Genomic DNA, 18220 nt, shown 5'->3' on the forward strand with positions numbered 1-18220 from the left:
CCCCCGGACCCGGCCGGACCGCGCCCGCCCGGCCCCGCCCCGCCGCGTGGTCGGGCGGTGCCCCGGGGACCGGTAGGCTGGTCACATGTCCGAACCGACCGGTGCCGCCCGCAGGCGCGGGCCCTTCACGGTCGGGGACCAGGTACAGCTGACCGACCCCAAGGGCCGCCACTACACCTTCACGCTCGAAGCAGGGAAGAATTTCCACACCCACAAGGGTTCCTTCCCGCACGACGAGCTGATCGGCGCTCCCGAGGGCAGTGTGGTCCGCACCACCGGCAACGTCGCCTATCTCGCGCTGCGCCCCCTGCTCCCCGACTACGTCCTGTCCATGCCCCGCGGGGCGGCCGTCGTCTACCCGAAGGACGCGGGACAGATCCTCGCCTTCGCCGACATCTTCCCCGGCGCGCGCGTCGTCGAGGCCGGCGTCGGCTCCGGCTCGCTCAGCAGCTTCCTGCTCCGTGCCATCGGCGACCAGGGGATGCTGCACTCCTACGAGCGGCGCGAGGACTTCGCCGACATCGCCCGGCAGAACGTGGAGCGCTACTTCGGCGGCCCCCACCCCGCCTGGCAGCTCACCGTCGGCGACCTCCAGGACAACCTGTCCGACACCGACGTCGACCGGGTCATCCTCGACATGCTCGCCCCCTGGGAGTGCCTGGACGCCGTCTCCAAGGCCCTCGTCCCCGGCGGCATCCTCTGCTGCTACGTCGCCACCACCACCCAGCTCGCGCGGACCGTCGAGTCCATCCGCGAGATCGGCTGCTTCAACGAGCCGACCTCCTGGGAGACGATGATCCGCAACTGGCACATCGAGGGCCTGGCCGTCCGCCCGGACCACCGCATGATCGGCCACACCGGCTTCCTGCTCACCGCCCGGCGCCTCGCCGACGGCGTGGAGCCGCCCATGCGCCGCCGCCGTCCCGCCAAGGGCGCCTACGGCGAGGACTACTCCGGTCCCAACGCCGACGGAGGCGCCGGCCGCTGAGCCGCCCGCGCCGCGCACAACCCCAGGGCGCCGTGACGGAGTTCCCCGGACACACCGGGAACTTCGCCACGGCGCCGCCGCGTTGGACGGGGCAGTGGGCCGCGAGCGAGCGCGGAAGCGTACCCACCCCACCGTTCCCTCCCACTGTGACGTGTGGCACGATGCTGGCCACCCCCACCGGCACAGCCCTCACAGGAGACCCTCCTCGTGCAGCACCCCGCCGTTCCGGAGCTGTCCCACACGCACACCCGGCCGATCCACTGGGTCGCCACCGCCGCGGCGCTCGCCGGTGTGGTCGCGCTCTCCTCGTTCCTCCAGCCCGACGCCGCGACGGCCGCGCAGCCCGCGGCCCCCCGGACGAAGAGCGCCCCGCAGCGGACCGCGCCGCCCGATCCGACCGACGCCGTCTTCCCGCTGGAGTGCGGTCCCGTCGAGGCGCTGGTGCAGAAGACCGCCTCCGGCGACCTCGACGGCGACGGCGTGCCCGAGACGGTGGTCGCGGTGCACTGCGACGCGCCCATGGGCACCCCGCCCGACGCCGTGTACGTCCTCACCCTGGACAGCGGCAACGCCCCCCGCGTCGTGGCCACCCTGGTGGCCACCCGCGAGCGCCGCACCGTCACCGACCTGCGGATCCGCGACGGCGCGGTGCTCGCCACGATGCTCGGCTACTCCTCGTCCGATGTGCCCAGTTGCTGTCCCGACGTCACCGACGACGTGATGTGGCGGTGGAAGGACGGCGCGTTCCTGCGCGGCACGCCGGCACCGGCCAGGACGGTCTGAGCGACGGCGCCCGCACGGCCCGCTCCGGCGGCACCGGCCTCCCGCGCGCGTGCGGAACGTCACGGAAGGGTCACTCCGCGTCGGGACCGTAGACCTCGGCCTTGTCCGAAACGCGCCGTACGTGGATGCACTCGCCGGGGCACTCCCTCGCCGAGTCGACCACGTCGGTCAGCAGGGCCGGCGGTACGGGCGTGGTCGCCCCCGCGTGTTGCAACAGCTCGTCGTCCGTGCCCTTGACGTAGGCGAGACCGTCGATGTCCAGCTCGAACACCTCGGGCGCGTACTGGGCGCAGATGCCGTCACCGGTGCACAGGTCCTGGTCGATCCAGACCTCCAGCGCCTCACCGGTGGTCCCGGCACCCTGTTCCACGCTCATCTCTCCCTGCCCTGTACGGCCCTCGCACCACGTCGGGTGGTCCGGGAATCCGGCCAGCTCCGACGGGTGTTGAACAGTTCGACCCTACCTCCGCCTGGGTTCCCTTCACGTTCGGTGGGTATTCCCCTGGCGTGAGGGAGAGCGCAAGGGTGAAGATCGGACACACCCCCACCGTCTTTGTGATCTAGGGGTTTCAATCGACACCCACGCAGGTAGGGTCTGGAAGCGTCCAGCTCCCCTTGGAGGAGGTGAGGACCGTGGCAGCCCACGACGACGACATGAACCGCGGCATCCGCCCGGGTCGAGGGTCCGAGGACCCGGCCGGGCAGGTGGCCTATCTTGAGCAGGAGATCGCCGTCCTGCGCCGCAAGCTCGCCGATTCTCCGCGGCACACGAGAATTCTCGAAGAGCGGATCGTCGAGTTGCAGACCAATCTGGCCGGCGTGTCCGCCCAGAACGAGCGGCTGGCCCATACGCTCCGCGAGGCCCGCGACCAGATCGTGGCCCTCAAGGAGGAGGTCGACCGGCTGGCCCAGCCACCGGCCGGCTTCGGCGTCTTCCTTCAGGCGAACGAGGACGGCACGGCCGACATCTTCACCGGCGGCCGCAAGCTCCGGGTGAACGTGAGCCCGAGCGTCGAGCTCGACGAGCTGCGGCGCGGCCAGGAAGTGATGCTCAACGAGGCGCTCAACGTGGTCGAGGCCATGGAGTACGAGAGCGTCGGCGACATCGTCACCCTCAAGGAGATCCTGGAGGACGGCGAGCGCGCGCTGGTCCTCGGCCACACCGACGAGGAGCGCGTGGTCAGGCTGGCGGAGCCGCTGCGCGGCGTCACCATCCGCGCCGGCGACGCCCTCCTGCTCGAACCCCGCTCCGGCTACGTCTACGAGGTCGTGCCGAAGAGCGAGGTCGAGGAACTGGTCCTCGAAGAGGTCCCCGACATCGGCTACGAGCAGATCGGCGGCCTCGGCGGACAGATCGAGGCGATCCGCGACGCGGTCGAGCTCCCCTATCTCTACCCCGACCTGTTCCGGGAGCACGAGCTGCGGCCGCCCAAGGGCGTCCTCCTCTACGGCCCGCCCGGCTGCGGCAAGACGCTCATCGCCAAGGCCGTGGCGAACTCGCTGGCCAAGAAGGTCGCCGAGGTGACCGGCCAGGCCGCCGGCAAGAGCTTCTTCCTCAACATCAAGGGCCCCGAGCTGCTGAACAAGTACGTCGGCGAGACCGAGCGGCAGATCCGCCTGGTCTTCCAGCGGGCCCGGGAGAAGGCGAGCGAGGGCACCCCCGTCATCGTCTTCTTCGACGAGATGGAGTCCCTGTTCCGCACCCGCGGCTCCGGCGTCAGCTCGGACGTGGAGAACACCATCGTCCCCCAGCTCCTCGCCGAGATCGACGGTGTGGAGGGCCTGCAGAACGTGGTCGTGATCGGTGCCTCCAACCGCGAGGACATGATCGACCCCGCCATCCTGCGGCCCGGCCGGCTCGACGTGAAGATCAAGATCGAGCGTCCGGACGCCGAGGCGGCCACGGACATCTTCGGCAAGTACCTCACCGAGCGCCTCCCGCTGCACGAGGACGACCTCGCGGAGCACGCGGGCGACCGGGGCTCCACCGTCCAGGGGATGATCCAGACGGCGGTCGAGCAGATGTACGCGGAATCCGAGGAGAACCGCTTCCTGGAGGTCACGTACGCCAATGGCGACAAGGAAGTCCTCTACTTCAAGGACTTCAATTCCGGTGCCATGATCGAGAACATCGTGGGCCGCGCCAAGAAGATGGCGATCAAGGACTTCCTGGAAAAGACCCAGAAGGGCCTTCGCGTCTCCCACCTGCTCCAGGCGTGCGTGGACGAGTTCAAGGAGAACGAGGACCTTCCCAACACCACCAACCCGGACGACTGGGCCCGCATCTCCGGAAAGAAGGGCGAACGGATCGTTTACATCCGTACGCTCGTCACCGGAAAGCAGGGCGCGGACACCGGACGGTCCATCGACACGGTGGCGAACACCGGTCAGTACCTGTAAAAGTCAGGGCGGCTGCGGGTGCCCTGGGCGGGTACCCGCAGCCGACTGATTTCGGGGGACACGGCCGGAGCGAAGCAATGACGCAAATGATCTCCCCACCAGCGCAGAGGCGTTCTAGGCTCTTTCGTACCGCCGAGTCGCGCACTGCGGGGACGGGCACCGCACACGCATCGGAGCGCCAGCGGTACGTGAGCGGCGTCCACGACCGAGGGCGCCGCCGGGCAAGGAGGGCCGCATGACCGTACGGCGAGTAATGGGCATCGAGACGGAGTACGGCATCTCCGTTCCCGGTCACCCGAATGCCAATGCCATGCTCACCTCTTCCCAGATCGTCAACGCCTACGCGGCGGCGATGCACCGGGCCCGCCGGGCCCGCTGGGACTTCGAGGAGGAGAATCCGCTGCGGGACGCGCGGGGCTTCGACCTCGCCCGTGAGGCCGCCGACTCCAGCCAGCTCACGGACGAGGACATCGGCCTGGCCAACGTGATCCTCACCAACGGCGCGCGGCTCTACGTGGACCACGCCCACCCGGAGTACAGCGCTCCGGAGGTCACCAACCCGATGGACGCCGTGCTGTGGGACAAGGCCGGCGAACGGATCATGGCCGAGGCCGCCGAGCGGGCCGCGCAGCTCCCCGGCGCCCAGCCGATCCACCTGTACAAGAACAACACCGACAACAAGGGCGCCTCGTACGGCACGCACGAGAACTACCTGATGAAGCGGGAGACCGCCTTCTCCGACATCGTGCGCCACCTGACGCCCTTCTTCGTCTCCCGCCAGGTCTTCGCCGGGGCCGGCCGCGTGGGCATCGGCCAGGACGGGCAGGAACACGGCTTCCAGATCAGCCAGCGCGCGGACTACTTCGAGGTCGAGGTGGGGCTGGAGACCACCCTGAAACGGCCCATCATCAACACGCGCGACGAACCGCACGCGGACGCGGAGAAGTACCGGCGACTGCATGTGATCATCGGCGACGCGAACCTGTCGGAGATCTCGACCTATCTGAAGCTGGGTACGACCGCTCTGGTGCTGTCGATGATCGAGGACGGTTTCATCGCCGTGGACCTCGCCGTCGACCAGCCCGTGCGTGCCCTGCACCAGGTCTCGCACGACGCCTCACTGAAACACCTCGTCACCCTGCGCAGCGGTCGCACGCTGACCGCCGTCCAGCTCCAGATGGAGTACTACGAGCTGGCGCGCAAGTACGTCGAGGAACGGTACGGCGCCGACGCCGACGACCAGACCAAGGACGTCCTCGGCCGGTGGGAGGACACCCTCAACCGGCTGGAGAACGACCCCATGAGCCTCGCCGGCGAACTGGACTGGGTCGCCAAGCGGGAGCTGATGGAGGGCTACCGGCGCCGGGACGACGTCGACTGGGACGCGGCCCGGCTCCACCTGGTCGACCTCCAGTACGCGGACGTACGCCCCGACAAGGGCCTCTACAACCGGCTGGTGGAGCGCGGGCGCATCAAGCGGCTGCTGGACGAGGCGGATGTCGAGCGGGCCCGCACCAAGCCGCCCGAGGACACCCGCGCCTACTTCCGCGGGCGCTGCCTGGAGCAGTACGCGGACGACGTGGCCGCGGCCTCCTGGGACTCGGTGATCTTCGATCTGCCGGACCGGGACTCGCTCCAGCGGGTGCCGACGATGGAGCCGCTGCGCGGCACGCGTCAGCACGTCAAGGAACTGCTGGACCGCTGCCGCACCGCGGAGGACCTGGTCAGGGTCCTCTCCGGCGGCTGACCGGGCCCGGCGACCACACGGCGGAAGACGGCCGGATCCGGGTGCGGGCACCCGGATCCGGGAACCAACGAGGTGGGCCCCGCACGCGAGGATTTCGCGGGGCCGATGTCGGACCCGGCTTGTAGGGTCTGATCACAACCGAGCAACTGTGTCGGGCGAACCGAGCGGGGTGAGGGTGATGGCGACCAAGGACACCGGCGGCGGGCAGCAGAAGGCCACGCGTTCCACCGAGGAGGTCGAGGAGCAGGCGCAGGACGCGCAGGCCGCCGAGGATCTCAAGGAGCGGCAGGAGAAGCTGAGCGACGACGTGGACTCCGTCCTGGACGAGATCGACGACGTCCTGGAGGAGAACGCGGAGGACTTCGTGCGGTCCTTCGTCCAAAAGGGTGGACAGTAGTCGCGGCCACCTTCGTTTCGAAGGTTCATGAGCCGGACGAGTGACGGATGAGCGGAGTGTGAGACGTCGCGTGCGGTGCGGGAGACCCGTGCCGCACGCGGCACTCGCCGGGGGGCCGTGGTGTTCCTTCCGGGTTCCCGCGCAGGAGGTGGATCACCGCCGCGACGCGGGTAGGGTCCGTGGCGTACCGTGCTCCAGTCACGACGCTGAGCTGGGGCAGTTCAAGGATCGGCCCGACCTGGGACGGCGGGCTGCCGCACATGTGGAAGGAATCGCGTGGAAGCCAACACTCGTAGCACCGGGCGTCTACCAGCTGCCTTCCTGACGCCTGGGTCCTCCTCCTTCATGGACTTCCTCGGCGAGCACCAGCCGGAGCTGCTCCCGGGCAACCGTCAGCTCCCGCCGGTGCAGGGCGTGGTCGAGGCGCCGCACGGCACCACGATCGTGGCCGTGACGTTCCCCGGCGGCGTGGTGCTCGCCGGCGACCGTCGCGCCACCATGGGCAACGTCATCGCGCAGCGCGACATCGAGAAGGTCTTCCCGGCCGACGAGTACTCGGCCGTGGGCATCGCCGGCACCGCCGGGCTCGCCGTGGAGATGGTCAAGCTCTTCCAGCTCGAACTGGAGCACTTCGAGAAGGTCGAGGGCGCGCAGCTCTCCCTGGAGGGCAAGGCCAACCGGCTCTCCACCATGATCCGCTCCAACCTCGGCATGGCCATGCAGGGCCTCGCGGTGGTGCCGCTCTTCGCCGGGTACGACGTGGACCGCGGCAAGGGCCGCATCTTCTCCTACGACGTGACGGGCGGGCGCTCCGAGGAGTACCACTTCGCGGCCACGGGCTCGGGCTCCGTCTTCGCCCGCGGCGCGATGAAGAAGCTCTTCCACGGCGAACTCACCGAGGAGCAGGCCACGACCCTCGTGGTCCAGGCCCTCTACGACGCGGCCGACGACGACTCCGCGACCGGTGGCCCCGACGTCGCCCGCCGGATCTACCCGATCATCACTGTGATCACCGAGGACGGCTTCCGACGGCTGACCGAGGACGAGTCCTCCGCGTTGTCCCGGTCGGTCCTGGAGCGCCGCCTGGAGCAGCCCGACGGGCCGCGGGCCGCGCTGCTGTGACCGGCGGCCCACGATGGTGACAGGTGGTCCAGTGACTTCGACAGAAAGGGACGGATAACCGGTGTCGACGCCGTTCTATGTCTCACCCCAGCAGGCCATGGCCGACCGCGCGGAGTACGCCCGCAAGGGCATCGCCCGCGGACGCAGCCTCGTGGTGCTGCAGTACGCCGACGGCATCGTCTTCGTCGGCGAGAACCCGTCCCGCGCGCTGCACAAGTTCAGCGAGATCTACGACCGGATCGGCTTCGCCGCCGCCGGCAAGTACAACGAGTACGAGAACCTGCGCATCGGCGGCGTCCGCTACGCCGACCTGCGCGGCTACACCTACGACCGGGACGACGTCACCGCCCGCGGACTGGCCAACGTCTACGCGCAGACCCTCGGCACGATCTTCTCCAGCTCCGCGGAGAAGCCGTACGAGGTCGAACTGGTCGTCGCCGAGGTCGGCGAGCGGCCCGAGGGCGACCAGATCTACCGGCTGCCGCACGACGGCTCCATCGTGGACGAGCACGGGTCCGTCGCCGTCGGCGGCAACGCGGAGCAGATCAGCAGCTACCTGGACCAGCGCCACCGGGACGGCATGACCCTCGCGGAGGCCCTCCGGCTGGCCGTGCAGGCGCTGTCGCGGGACACCAACGGCAGCGAGCGGGAGATCCCCGCGGAGCGGCTGGAGGTGGCGGTGCTGGACCGGACCCGGCCGCAGATGCGGAAGTTCAAGCGGATCGTGGGCGGGCAGCTCGTGCGGCTGCTGGAGGCGGGGGCGGGCTCCTCCGCCGAAGCCGAAGGCGACGCCGGCTCCGCTGCCGGGACCGAGGGCGACACGGCCGAGGAGTAGCCCCCTGGCGGTGTCCGCGGCCCCCGCCGGCATCCTCGTCCGGCGCCCCGGCGGGGACTACGGAGGCGGGGCCGTGGAGGCCCGGGGGACGAGGGTGACGGGGATGTCGCCCTCCTGCGGGGCGACGCCCTCCAGCACGGCCAGGAGGGCGCGCATGCCGCGCTCGCCGAAGAGCTCGGCGTCCAGGCGGACCGTGGTCAGCTCCGGGTCGATGGCCGTCGCCAGGCCCAGGTCGTCCAGGCCCGTGACCGAGAGGTCGTCCGGGATGCGCAGGCCCGCGCGCCGGGCCGCCTTGTAGGCGCCGGCCGCCAGCTTGTCGTCGTCGCAGACCAGGGCCGTGGCACGGAACCCCGTCGCGCGCAGGGCCGCCTCGGTGGCGGCCTGGGCGCCCTCGATGGAGATGGGGGCCCGGACCGTGCGCAGCACCGCGTCCGGCACGGCCGCCAGGCGGGCGGCCAGGGCGTCGGCGCGGACCTCGAAGGTCCAGGACGGGACGTCCGCCGCCAGGTGCAGGAAACGCCGGTGCCCGAGGTCGAGCAGGTGGTCCGCGACCTGGCGGATGCCGTCCGCGATGTCCAGGTTGACCGTCGCCGCGCCGAGGCTGCCCTCGGGGTCGCTGTCCAGCATCACCAGCGGCAACTGGTCGCCGCGGATCGCGCTGAGCGCGTCGGCGGCCATCGAGGAGGCGATGACGCCGTCCAGGGCGGCCTGCGCCGAGGCGAAGGGGTCCTTGGCCGGGCCGACGCCCTCCGGGGACGGGTAGAGGACCACGCCGAAGCCGTGCTCCGCGGCGACCCGCGCGGCGCCCGTGTAGACGCCCGCGAAGAACTCCGTGGTCAGCGCCGGCACGACCAGGAGCACCGTACGGGTGCGGCCCAGGCGCAGATTGCGGGCGGCCAGGTTGGGGCGGTAGCCCAGCTCCCGCGCCGCCTCCCGGACCCGCCGCGCGGTCGGCTCCGAGACCCGCCCGCGCCACTTGTCGCCGAGCACCAGGGAGACCGCGGCCTGGGAGACGCCGGCGACCCGGGCGACGTCCCGGCTCGTGGGACGGGTGCTGCTGCGTGCCACCGCTCGCCTGCGCTTTCGTCTGGACTCGTGAACAGCCGACATGGTACGTATGGCGCTCGTCGTTATACGTAAAACCTCTCATGGTTCCCGAGAAGGGGGTGGGGCGTGGCCGCCGGGTATCTGGAGATCCTCAGGGCGCGGCATGCCGTCCGGCTGCTCGTCGGCACGCTGGTGGGGCGGCTGCCCAACGCCACCGCGGCGATCGCCGTCGTGCTGTTCGTCCGGGCCGAGGGCGGCTCCTACAGCCTCGCCGGCGCGCTCGCGGCCGTCTACGGCGTCGCCAACGCCGTCGGCCAGCCGCTGCTGGGCCGCCTGGTGGACCTGCGCGGGCAGCCCCGGGTGCAGTTGCCCGCCGCCGTGCTGTCGGCGCTCGCCATGGCCGTCTTCGCCTTCGCCGGGACCGATCCGGCGCCGGTCGCCTACGCGGCCGTGGCCGCCGCCGGCCTCTTCACCCCGCCGCTGGAGGGCGGGCTGCGGGCGCTGTGGCCCAGCGTGCTGCCCAAGGAGGACCAGGTGCACGCGGCGTACGCGATGGACGCCGTGGCCCAGGAGGTCATGTTCACCCTCGGCCCGCTGCTCGTGACGGTCTGCGTGTCGCTCTGGTCGCCCCAGGCGGCCCTGCTGATCCTCAACGGGCTGGGGGTGCTCGGTGCCCTGTCCGTGGTCGTCTCGCCGCCCTCGCGCGCGTGGCGCTCGGCCCCGCGCGAGGCGCACTGGCTGGGCGCCCTGCGCTCCCGGGGCCTGCTGGCGCTGCTCGGCGCCTTCCTGTTCATCGGCATGGCGCTCGGTTCGATCACCGTCGCCTCGGTGCCGTACGCGGACGACCACGGCGGCGACGCGGTCTACGGCTGGATGATGGCCGGCCTCGGACTGGGCGCGCTGGTGGGCGGGGCCGTCTACGGGGCCCGGCAGTGGGCCGGTGAGCCGTCCCGGCGACTGCGGCTGCTGGTCGCCCTGCTGGCGGTGTGTTACCTCCCGCTGACCCTGATGCCCGGCGCCGTGCCGATGGTGCTGCTCACCGTGGTCGCCGGCGTCTTCCTCGCGCCGAGCATCGCCTGCGCGTTCGTCCTCGTCGACCTGCACGCGCCGCGCGGCACGGTGACGGAGGCGTTCTCCTGGCTCGTGACGACGTTCACCGTCGGCGCGTCGGTCGGAACGGGCCTCGCGGGACCGGTCGTCGAGGCGGGCGGGGCGCTGTGGGGCTTCGCCGTGCCCGGCGCGGCCGGAGCCGTGTCGCTGCTCGTCCTGGTGTGCACCGGACGGGTCCTCGCAGTTCCCGCCGGGAGAGGGTTTGTCGCCGCTTCCTCGGAAAATGATCCGAACCGTGCCCTCGAACCCCGTTTCAGTTCGGGTGATCGGGCGTAATGTTCAGTCATGGACCGCCGCATTTTCGGGCTGGAGAACGAGTACGGCGTCACGTGCACGTTCAGGGGACAGCGCCGCCTGTCGCCTGACGAGGTGGCGCGGTACCTTTTCCGCCGTGTTGTGTCATGGGGCCGCAGCAGCAACGTCTTTCTGCGCAACGGCGCCCGCCTCTATCTCGACGTGGGGTCACATCCGGAATACGCCACACCCGAATGTGACGACGTGATCGAACTGATCACGCACGACAAGGCGGGCGAGCGCATCCTCGAAGGACTTCAGGTGGACGCCGAACGACGCCTGCACGAGGAGGGAATCGCGGGCGACGTCTACCTCTTCAAGAACAACACCGATTCCGCGGGAAACTCCTACGGGTGCCACGAGAACTATCTGGTGGCCCGGCACGGGGAGTTCTCGCGGCTCGCGGACATCCTCATTCCGTTCCTGGTGACCAGGCAGCTCCTCTGCGGTGCAGGAAAGGTGCTGCAGACGCCGCGCGGTGCGGTGTACTGCGTCAGCCAGCGGGCCGAGCACATCTGGGAGGGCGTCTCCTCGGCGACCACCCGGTCCCGGCCGATCATCAACACCCGCGACGAGCCGCACGCCGACGCCGAGCGCTACCGCCGGCTGCACGTCATCGTGGGTGACTCCAACATGTCCGAGACGACCATGCTGCTCAAGGTCGGCGCCGCCGACCTGGTGCTGCGCATGATCGAGGCGGGCACGGTGATGCGTGACCTCACCCTGGAGAACCCGATCCGGGCGATCCGCGAGGTCAGCCACGACATCACGGGCCGCCGCAAGGTGCGGCTGGCCAGCGGACGCGAGGCGTCGGCACTGGAGGTGCAGCGGGAGTACTACGAGAAGGCCGTCGACTTCTGCGAGCGGCGCGGCATCCGGACCGGCACCGTCGAACGGGTGCTGGAGCTGTGGGGCCGCACGCTGGACTCGATCGAGTCCGAGGACCTCGACCGCATCGGCACCGAGATCGACTGGGTCATGAAGTACAAGCTCATCGAGCGGTACCGGGCCAAGCACAACATGACCATGTCGCATCCGCGGGTCGCGCAGATAGACCTCGCCTACCACGACATCCACCGCCAGCGGGGCCTGTACTACCTGCTGGAGAAGAAGGGCCAGGCGGCCCGGATCGCCAACGACGTCAAGATCTTCGAGGGCAAGTCCGTCCCGCCGCAGACCACCCGGGCCAGGCTGCGCGGCGACTTCATCCGCCGGGCCCAGGAGCAGCGCCGGGACTTCACCGTCGACTGGGTCCACCTCAAGCTGAACGACCAGGCGCAGCGCACCGTGCTGTGCAAGGACCCGTTCCGCTCGGTGGACGACCGGGTGGAGAAGCTCATCGCCGGTATGTGAACCGGCCCACGGCCGACCGGACGCCCGGTGCCCGCGGAGTCCTTCCGCGGGCACCGGGCGTCTCCCGTCCTGGTCACGGCGGTGGGACGCGGGAGGATGCCGGCGGGGGCGGTGCCCTGTCGCGCACCGCGCCCGTGCGGGGCCCGGCCACGTCGTAGAGTGGCGGACACCGACCCCCACCCCCGATCCCCAGTTGGACTGATGAACCACACGATGAAACGACGCGCCGCCGCGCTGCTGGCCGCACCCGCCCTGCTGTTCGCCGCCGCCTGCGGTTCCTCCGGCGACGACGCGGGCTCGGCGAACGGCGTCGCCCAGGTCGAGGGGAAGACGGGGGAGAAGCCCGGCATCTCCGTGCCCAAGGACACCGAGCCGTCCAAGGAGACCGTCGTCAAGACGCTCTCGGAGGGCACCGGGGACGCCATCGCGGACTCCGACTACGTCCGGCTGGACTGGACCGTCGAGAAGTGGGGCGACGGCCAGGAGCTGGGCGGCACCTGGGCCGTGGCCCAGCAGGACGCCAAGACGCCCCGGCGGCAGTCCGTCGAGCAGGTCGGCAAGCCGAGCCAGCAGCTCCCCGACAAGGTCCTCGAAGCGGTGAAGGGCAAGAAGCCCGGCAGCCGCCTCCTCGTGCAGGGCACCGCCGGCGACCTCATCGGCGAGAACCTGAACACCGCCTCCGGCATCGGCGAGAAGGACGTGCTCGTCTGGGTGATCGACCCGGTCGGCGCCGGCTCCGTGGACGCCAAGGCCGAGGCCGAGGGCGACCAGGCCGCCACCGGCCAGGGCATGCCCGGGGTGAAGGCGGTGTCGCAGAAGGCGGCGGAGATCACCATCCCCAAGGGCGCCAAGGCGCCCAAGGACCTCCAGGAGCAGGTCCTCGTCAAGGGCGGCGGCCCGAAGGTCGAGGCCGGCCAGGGCCTCATCGCCCAGTACACCGGCGTGAAGTGGGAGGACGGCGAGAAGTTCGACTCCTCCTGGGACCACGGCGGCGCCACCGCCTTCCAGATCGGCACCGGTTCCGTCGTGGCGGGCTGGGACCAGGGCCTGGTCGGCAAGAACGTCGGCGACCGCGTGCTGCTGGTGATCCCGCCCTCCCTCGGCTACGGCGCCAGCCCCGACAGCGAGCTGGCCAAGAACACGCTGGTCTTCGTCGTGGACATCCTGGGCACCGCCTGACCCGGACGTCTGTGAAACTGTTGCCGACGCAAGATCACGCAACGAGGAGCAACGAGCATGAGCATCGACAAGCCCGAGATCGACTTCCCCGGCGGCGAGCCCCCGGCGGAGCTGGAGATCAAGGACATCTGGGAAGGTGACGGCGAGGTCGCCCGGGCCGGCCAGACGGTCACCGTCCACTACGTGGGCGTCGCCTTCAGCACCGGCGAGGAGTTCGACGCGAGCTGGAACCGCGGGACCCCGTTCCGCTTCCCGCTCGGCGGCGGGCGCGTCATCCAGGGCTGGGACCAGGGCGTGCAGGGCATGAAGGTGGGCGGGCGCCGCCAGCTCACCATCCCCGCCCACCTCGCCTACGGCGACCAGAGCCCGACCCCGGCGATCAAGCCCGGCGAGACGCTGATCTTCGTGGTCGATCTGCTCGGAGTCTGACCGGAGCCGATCATCCGAGGCCCGTGCCCGACCGGCATGGGCCTCGGCTTTTGTCCCGCCAGCGCGGGACGGTACGGTCATCCGTCGTAAGCACCACAGGGAGAAGGGCGTCGATGGCCATTGCCAAGGCCGAGCGGCTGATGAACCTGGCGCTGTGCCTGCTCGGTACCCGCAGGCCGCTGAGCAAGCGCGAACTGCGGGAGTCCCTCGAGGCGTACCTTGAGGCCGTCACCGACGAGTCCTTCAACCGCATGTTCGAGCGGGACAAGGAGGACCTGCGGGAACTCGGCCTCGTGATCGAGACCGTCGAGAGTGTCGACGGCGAGATCGGCTACCTCGCCCGCCGCGACAGCAACCGTCTGCCGCCCATCACCCTCGATGCCGAGGAGGCCGCCGCCCTGGGCCTGGCCGCCAAGGTGTGGCAGCAGGCCCGGCTGGCCGGCGCGGCGAGCGGAGCGCTCCAGAAGCTGCGCGCGGCCGGACTCCCCGAGGACGTCGACCCGTACGAGGCGCACGGCGCGCTGGAGCCGCGCATCCCGGTGCACGAGGCCGCCTTCGAGCCGCTGATGCTGGCCTGCCGCGACCGCCGCCCGGTCGTCTTCGACTACCGCAAGGCCAGCGCCGCCCAGCCCGAGCCGCGCAACGTCGAGCCCTGGGCGCTGGAGTGCTGGCGCGGCCACTGGTACCTGGCCGGCTTCGACCGCGACCGCGGTGCCGAGCGGGTCTTCCGGCTCTCCCGGATCACCGGCCGGGTCCGCGCGCGCGGCGGCCGGTTCACCGCGCCCGTGCCCGACGTCGTCACCGTCCGCGAGACGGTCGCGGGCTGGGCCGGGGAGCGGGCCGACCGCTCCGCCCTGATCCGGCTGCGCACCGGTGCGGGATACCCGCTGCGGGCCCGCGCCACGGAGGTGCGGGAGGCCGGCGAGGGCTGGGACGAACTGGAGATCCCGTACGGACACGGACTGGACGCCTGGCTCGTGGAGTTCGGGCCGGACGTGGTGGTCCTGGAACCGGCGGAACTGCGGGCCGACGTGGTGGAACGGCTGCGCGCCGTCGCCAAGGGCTGAGGGGGAGCGGACAACACTGTGGCAGGCAAACCGGTCAGGCCCGCGAACGCCATCGACCAGACCCGGCGGATGCTGTCCCTGGTGACGTATCTGCGCGAGCGCCCCGGCGCCCGTGTCGAGGACGTGGCGCGCGCCTTCGGCATCACCGAGGACGAACTGGTCTCCGACCTCGACGTGCTGCCCATGTGCGGCACCAGTTTCCGCGGCGGCGACCTCCTGGACATCGACACCGACGGCGAGCGCATCTGGTGGCACAACCCCGCGGCCCTCGGCGCGGACGCCGCCGAGCCGCTGCGGCTCGCCGCCGACGAGGCCACCGCGCTGCTGGTGGCCGCCCGTGCCGTCGCGACCCTGCCGGGGCTGCGCGAGGGGGACCGGCAGGCGCTGCTGCGGGCCACCGCCAAGGTGGAGACCGCGGCCGGCGAGACGGCCGGCGCCAGTTCGCGGCTGTCCGTCACCTTCGAGTCCGAGGGCGGCGTCTTCGCCGACGTGGACCGGGCCATCTCCGAGCGCCGGCGGCTGTGGATCCGCTACTACTCGCCCGCCCGCGACGAACTCACCGAGCGGGAGATCGACCCCATCCGGCTGGTCAGCGTCGGACACACCTACGTGGAGGCGTGGTGCCGCCGCTCGGAGGCCCGGCGCACCTTCCGGCTCGACCGGGTCGCCGAGATCAAGGTGCTGGACGAGCCGTCCGCCCCGCCCGAGGTGGAGCTGCGGGACCTCTCCGAGGCGCTGGTGCAGCCGGCCGCCGAGGACCCCGAGGTCGTGGTGGAGGTCGGTCCCGGCGGACGCTGGGTCGCCGAGTACTATCCGCACGACAGCGCCGAGGAACTCGACGACGGCGGGCTGCGGATCACCCTGCGCACCCCCGACCCGGCCTCGCTGAAGCGGCTCGCGCTGCGGCTGGGGCGGGACGGCCGGATCGTCTCCCCGGCCGAACTGGCCGACAGCGCCCGCCGGGCCGCCCGCGAGGCGCTGGCGGCGTACGACGGGACCGGCGGGTCCGCCGCGGCCGGAGCGGCCGAGGGGTCCGGTGGGCCCGGGGACGACGGCGGTACGGGCACCGGCGGTCCGGCCGGGCCGGTCCGCGCCGGAACGCCCACGGCACAGCGGCCGGAGCGGGACGCTCCGGCCGGCGACGGAGCGCACGACAGACGGGAGCGGACACGGTGAGCGAATCGGTGGCGTCCGGGGCACCGGGCATGACGGCGGAGACCGCGTTCGCCGGCATGCGGCGGGTCTCCCCGGTGGTGTTCAAGGCGGGCTGTCCCGACTGCCGGGGCCGCTTCGAACTGGCCGCGAGCGCCCTGCGCCTGGCCATCGGCGCCACCAGCAGCACCACCTTCTACTCGTTCACCTGCCCCGAGTGCGAGGCCACCGTCCGCAAACCGGCCGGGGAGCGGATCGTGGAACTGCTCGTCGACGGCGGCGTCCGCACGCTCCGGCTCCACCCCACCGTCTAGGTGTATTGATCACGAGCGGTTCGTTTGGACCAGGCCGGTCCCTGCGAGCCCGGCGTGATCCCACGAAAGACCCCGGCCACCGCCGGCCGGCCGGTGCCGCGCCGGGCGGACACCGCGCGGTGCGACCCGGGTGTCCGGGGCCGCGGCGGGCACCGTCTAGGCTCGGGCGCATGTTCTGGCCGATGTTCGCCGTTGCCATGGGTTTCCTGGGTCTCACCGTCCTCGCCGTCTGCGCGGCACGGGTTTTCGTCGAGGCGAGGCGGCTGGGCTCGCAGGTGGCGGAATCGGCCCGCCGCATCGACCGCGCCGCCGCCGACCTGGAACACGCCGCCGGCAGTGCCGCGCGCAGCGCCGCCCGCTCCGTCGACGCCCTGTGAACCCCGCCACGGTGCCGGGCGCCCGACCGGCGGGAACCCGCCGGGCCCCGGGCACGCGGGCCGTGCCCTGTCATCCGGCGTCACCCGGCAGGTACGCTGCTCGTCGTGGCCGGAGAACGAGGCCCGGCCCGCCGACGGAAGTGCGCACGGGGATTGCCTGACGTTCACCCCCGGGCGTTACGATCGCCGCACCGCACCCTCCGACCGGACGCGCGTTCGGACGGTCGGACGGCACCCCACCCAGCCGCCTCGGTGAGAAGGTAGAGACTTATGCCCGGAAGGCTCGGCGCCCCCGAGATCATTCTCATCCTCGTCGTCGTCATCCTGCTGTTCGGCGCGAAGAAGCTCCCCGACATGGCGCGCTCTCTCGGCAAGTCCGCCCGGATCCTCAAGAGCGAGGCCAAGGCGATGAAGGACGAGAACAAGTCCACCGCCCCGGCCGAGCAGCCGGACACCGAGCAGTCGGCGGCGCAGCGCACGATCCAGGCGGCCCCCGGCGACGTGACCAGCTCGCGGCCGGTCACCGAGCCGACGGACACCACCAAGCGCTGACGCGGGGCCGGTGACCTCCGGCCCGCCGTACGAGATGGGAACGTGGGTTGCCGAAGCCTGCCCGCAACAAGGAGAGGGACCCCGAGGGACGCATGCCCCTCGCGGAGCACCTCCGTGAGCTCCGCAACCGGCTCGCGAAGGCGCTGCTGGCCATCGTGGCCGTCACGATCGCCGCCGCCTTCTTCTACTACGACATCATCAACTTCTTCACCGACCCGGTGCTCAGCTCGGTCGGCTGCTCGAAGTCCTTCGCGGAACTGGCGGCCTCGAAGGACGCCGCCCCCTGCGCGCAGATCACCATCAACGGCCTGCTCGCCCCCTTCACCCTGGCGCTGAAGGTCTCCCTCATGGCCGGCGTCGTCCTGGCCTCCCCGGTCTGGCTCTACCAGCTCTGGGCCTTCGTCGCCCCGGGCCTGCACCGGCACGAGAAGAAGTACGCCTACGCCTTCGTCGCCTCCGGCGTCCCGCTCTTCTTCGGCGGCGCGTACTTCGCGTACCGGGTGCTGCCCACCACCGCCAAGGTCCTGATCGACTTCACGCCGTACGACGTCGACAACCTGCTGCCGCTGGACGACCTGCTCGACCTGGTCACCCGCCTGGTGATCGTTTTCGGCCTCTCCTTCGAACTGCCGCTGCTGCTGGTCATGCTCAACCTGACCGGCGTGCTGAGCGGCAAGCGGATGCTCGGCTGGTGGCGCGGCATGATCATGGGCATCACGCTCTTCGCGGCCTTCGCCACGCCCAGCACCGACCCGCTGACCATGCTCTCCCTGGCCGTGCCGATCTGGGTGCTGTACTTCGCCGCCGTCGGCATCGCCCTGCTGAACGACCGGCGCAAGCGGCGGCGGGACGCCCTGGGCCCCTCCGACGACGAGGCGTCCGAGCTGGACCTCACCCCCGAGAAGATCGGCGAGGCCGAGGCCGTGACCACCTCCCGCGCCCTGCCCGAGCAGGCCACCACGGACCGGGTCAACGGCTACGACGACGTGACCTGACGCCACGCCCGGACCCCGGCCGCCCCGCGGCCCGGTCCGGGCCCGCCCGGCCGGGGCGGGCCGGCGGCCGATCCCGATA

Annotated in this window: 19 protein-coding genes and 1 pseudogene; 18 read left to right on the forward strand and 2 right to left on the reverse strand. The window is 71.3% G+C overall.

The genetic code is table 11. The features are described from left to right. Nucleotides 1–85 precede the first annotated feature (85 nt). On the forward strand, nt 86–988 hold the full coding sequence (locus VM636_RS24415) for a tRNA (adenine-N1)-methyltransferase (protein ID WP_030418074.1): 903 nt from the start codon (nt 86–88) through the stop codon (nt 986–988). A 207-nt stretch (nt 989–1195) separates the two neighbouring features. After that, nucleotides 1196–1771 carry a hypothetical protein gene (locus VM636_RS24420; RefSeq protein WP_030418075.1) on the forward strand — a complete coding sequence of 192 codons (576 nt, stop codon included), beginning with the start codon at nt 1196–1198 and terminating at the stop codon, nt 1769–1771. Between the two features lie 70 nt (nt 1772–1841). On the opposite strand, the gene VM636_RS24425 is transcribed toward VM636_RS24420, so the two are convergent. Beyond that, nucleotides 1842–2147, reverse strand: a complete 306-nt coding sequence (locus VM636_RS24425) for a ferredoxin (protein WP_030418076.1) — start codon at nt 2145–2147, stop codon at nt 1842–1844. 257 nt (nt 2148–2404) lie between these two features. On the opposite strand from VM636_RS24425, the gene arc reads away from it, so the two are divergent. The 6 genes and pseudogenes from arc to prcA all read left to right on the forward strand — a co-directional run bounded on the left by arc (nt 2405) and on the right by prcA (nt 8272). Next, nucleotides 2405–4171: a proteasome ATPase gene (arc, locus tag VM636_RS24430; RefSeq protein WP_030418077.1), complete on the forward strand. Its 1767-nt coding sequence runs from the start codon at nt 2405–2407 to the stop codon at nt 4169–4171. A gap of 235 nt (nt 4172–4406) precedes the next feature. Beyond that, complete coding sequence (dop, locus tag VM636_RS24435; RefSeq protein WP_338485728.1) at nt 4407–5918, forward strand: depupylase/deamidase Dop; 1512 nt, start codon at nt 4407–4409, stop codon at nt 5916–5918. Nucleotides 5919–6096: 178 nt separating this feature from the next. After that, the gene (locus tag VM636_RS24440; RefSeq protein WP_018848997.1) at nt 6097–6315 is read left to right on the forward strand and encodes a ubiquitin-like protein Pup; all 219 of its coding nucleotides are present in this window, start codon (nt 6097–6099) and stop codon (nt 6313–6315) included. Nucleotides 6316–6451: 136 nt separating this feature from the next. Beyond that, nucleotides 6452–6640: pseudogene (locus tag VM636_RS24445) on the forward strand (endonuclease domain-containing protein); the annotation flags it as partial. Then, nucleotides 6592–7437 carry a proteasome subunit beta gene (gene prcB, locus VM636_RS24450; protein ID WP_030418079.1) on the forward strand — a complete coding sequence of 282 codons (846 nt, stop codon included), beginning with the start codon at nt 6592–6594 and terminating at the stop codon, nt 7435–7437. The pseudogene VM636_RS24445 and the gene prcB, both read left to right, overlap by 49 nt. A gap of 61 nt (nt 7438–7498) precedes the next feature. Then, nucleotides 7499–8272: a proteasome subunit alpha gene (gene prcA, locus VM636_RS24455; protein ID WP_053913519.1), complete on the forward strand. Its 774-nt coding sequence runs from the start codon at nt 7499–7501 to the stop codon at nt 8270–8272. 57 nt (nt 8273–8329) lie between these two features. On the opposite strand, the gene VM636_RS24460 is transcribed toward prcA, so the two are convergent. Then, nucleotides 8330–9340, reverse strand: coding sequence for a LacI family DNA-binding transcriptional regulator (locus VM636_RS24460; RefSeq protein ID WP_030418081.1), 1011 nt, complete (start codon nt 9338–9340; stop codon nt 8330–8332). A gap of 105 nt (nt 9341–9445) precedes the next feature. Here VM636_RS24460 and VM636_RS24465 point away from each other — a divergent pair, with 105 nt between their 5' ends. From VM636_RS24465 to tatC, 10 genes are all read left to right on the forward strand, one after another. After that, nucleotides 9446–10705: an MFS transporter gene (locus tag VM636_RS24465; RefSeq protein WP_030418082.1), complete on the forward strand. Its 1260-nt coding sequence runs from the start codon at nt 9446–9448 to the stop codon at nt 10703–10705. Nucleotides 10706–10714: 9 nt separating this feature from the next. Further along, nucleotides 10715–12076, forward strand: coding sequence for a Pup--protein ligase (gene pafA / locus VM636_RS24470; RefSeq protein ID WP_030418083.1), 1362 nt, complete (start codon nt 10715–10717; stop codon nt 12074–12076). Between the two features lie 201 nt (nt 12077–12277). Beyond that, nucleotides 12278–13255 (forward strand): FKBP-type peptidyl-prolyl cis-trans isomerase, encoded by a 978-nt coding sequence (locus VM636_RS24475; RefSeq protein WP_030418084.1) that lies wholly within the window; start codon nt 12278–12280, stop codon nt 13253–13255. Between the two features lie 57 nt (nt 13256–13312). Further along, entirely contained in the window at nt 13313–13684 is a 372-nt protein-coding gene (locus VM636_RS24480) for an FKBP-type peptidyl-prolyl cis-trans isomerase (protein WP_030418085.1), read from the forward strand. 113 nt (nt 13685–13797) lie between these two features. Beyond that, nucleotides 13798–14751: a WYL domain-containing protein gene (locus VM636_RS24485; protein WP_030418086.1), complete on the forward strand. Its 954-nt coding sequence runs from the start codon at nt 13798–13800 to the stop codon at nt 14749–14751. Nucleotides 14752–14769: 18 nt separating this feature from the next. Beyond that, nucleotides 14770–15927 (forward strand): WYL domain-containing protein, encoded by a 1158-nt coding sequence (locus VM636_RS24490; protein WP_030418087.1) that lies wholly within the window; start codon nt 14770–14772, stop codon nt 15925–15927. Then, a complete protein-coding gene (locus VM636_RS24495) occupies nt 15924–16217 on the forward strand; it encodes a hypothetical protein (protein WP_030418088.1) in 294 nt (97 codons plus the stop codon). Before VM636_RS24490 ends, VM636_RS24495 begins: the two co-directional genes overlap by 4 nt. 170 nt (nt 16218–16387) lie before the next feature. After that, complete coding sequence (locus VM636_RS24500) at nt 16388–16594, forward strand: hypothetical protein (RefSeq protein WP_053913512.1); 207 nt, start codon at nt 16388–16390, stop codon at nt 16592–16594. 270 nt (nt 16595–16864) lie between these two features. Continuing rightward, nucleotides 16865–17146 carry a Sec-independent protein translocase subunit TatA gene (gene tatA / locus VM636_RS24505; RefSeq protein WP_030418090.1) on the forward strand — a complete coding sequence of 94 codons (282 nt, stop codon included), beginning with the start codon at nt 16865–16867 and terminating at the stop codon, nt 17144–17146. A gap of 47 nt (nt 17147–17193) precedes the next feature. Beyond that, a complete protein-coding gene (gene tatC, locus VM636_RS24510) occupies nt 17194–18141 on the forward strand; it encodes a twin-arginine translocase subunit TatC (protein WP_078962627.1) in 948 nt (315 codons plus the stop codon). The last annotated feature ends 79 nt before the right edge of the window (nt 18142–18220 follow it).

The sequence above is a fragment of the Streptomyces sp. SCSIO 75703 genome (assembly GCF_036607905.1).
Taxonomy (GTDB): domain Bacteria; phylum Actinomycetota; class Actinomycetes; order Streptomycetales; family Streptomycetaceae; genus Streptomyces.

What these genes read in the sequence shown, in the direction of transcription:
- VM636_RS24415 (WP_030418074.1), top strand. Translation starts at nt 86, where the DNA reads ATGTCCGAACCGACCGGTGCCGCCCGCAGGCGCGGGCCCTTCACGGTC.
- VM636_RS24425 (WP_030418076.1), bottom strand. Translation starts at nt 2,147, where the DNA reads ATGAGCGTGGAACAGGGTGCCGGGACCACCGGTGAGGCGCTGGAGGTC.
- dop (WP_338485728.1), top strand. Translation starts at nt 4,407, where the DNA reads ATGACCGTACGGCGAGTAATGGGCATCGAGACGGAGTACGGCATCTCC.
- VM636_RS24440 (WP_018848997.1), top strand. Translation starts at nt 6,097, where the DNA reads ATGGCGACCAAGGACACCGGCGGCGGGCAGCAGAAGGCCACGCGTTCC.
- pafA (WP_030418083.1), top strand. Translation starts at nt 10,715, where the DNA reads ATGGACCGCCGCATTTTCGGGCTGGAGAACGAGTACGGCGTCACGTGC.
- VM636_RS24475 (WP_030418084.1), top strand. Translation starts at nt 12,278, where the DNA reads ATGAACCACACGATGAAACGACGCGCCGCCGCGCTGCTGGCCGCACCC.
- VM636_RS24480 (WP_030418085.1), top strand. Translation starts at nt 13,313, where the DNA reads ATGAGCATCGACAAGCCCGAGATCGACTTCCCCGGCGGCGAGCCCCCG.
- VM636_RS24485 (WP_030418086.1), top strand. Translation starts at nt 13,798, where the DNA reads ATGGCCATTGCCAAGGCCGAGCGGCTGATGAACCTGGCGCTGTGCCTG.
- VM636_RS24500 (WP_053913512.1), top strand. Translation starts at nt 16,388, where the DNA reads ATGTTCTGGCCGATGTTCGCCGTTGCCATGGGTTTCCTGGGTCTCACC.
- tatA (WP_030418090.1), top strand. Translation starts at nt 16,865, where the DNA reads ATGCCCGGAAGGCTCGGCGCCCCCGAGATCATTCTCATCCTCGTCGTC.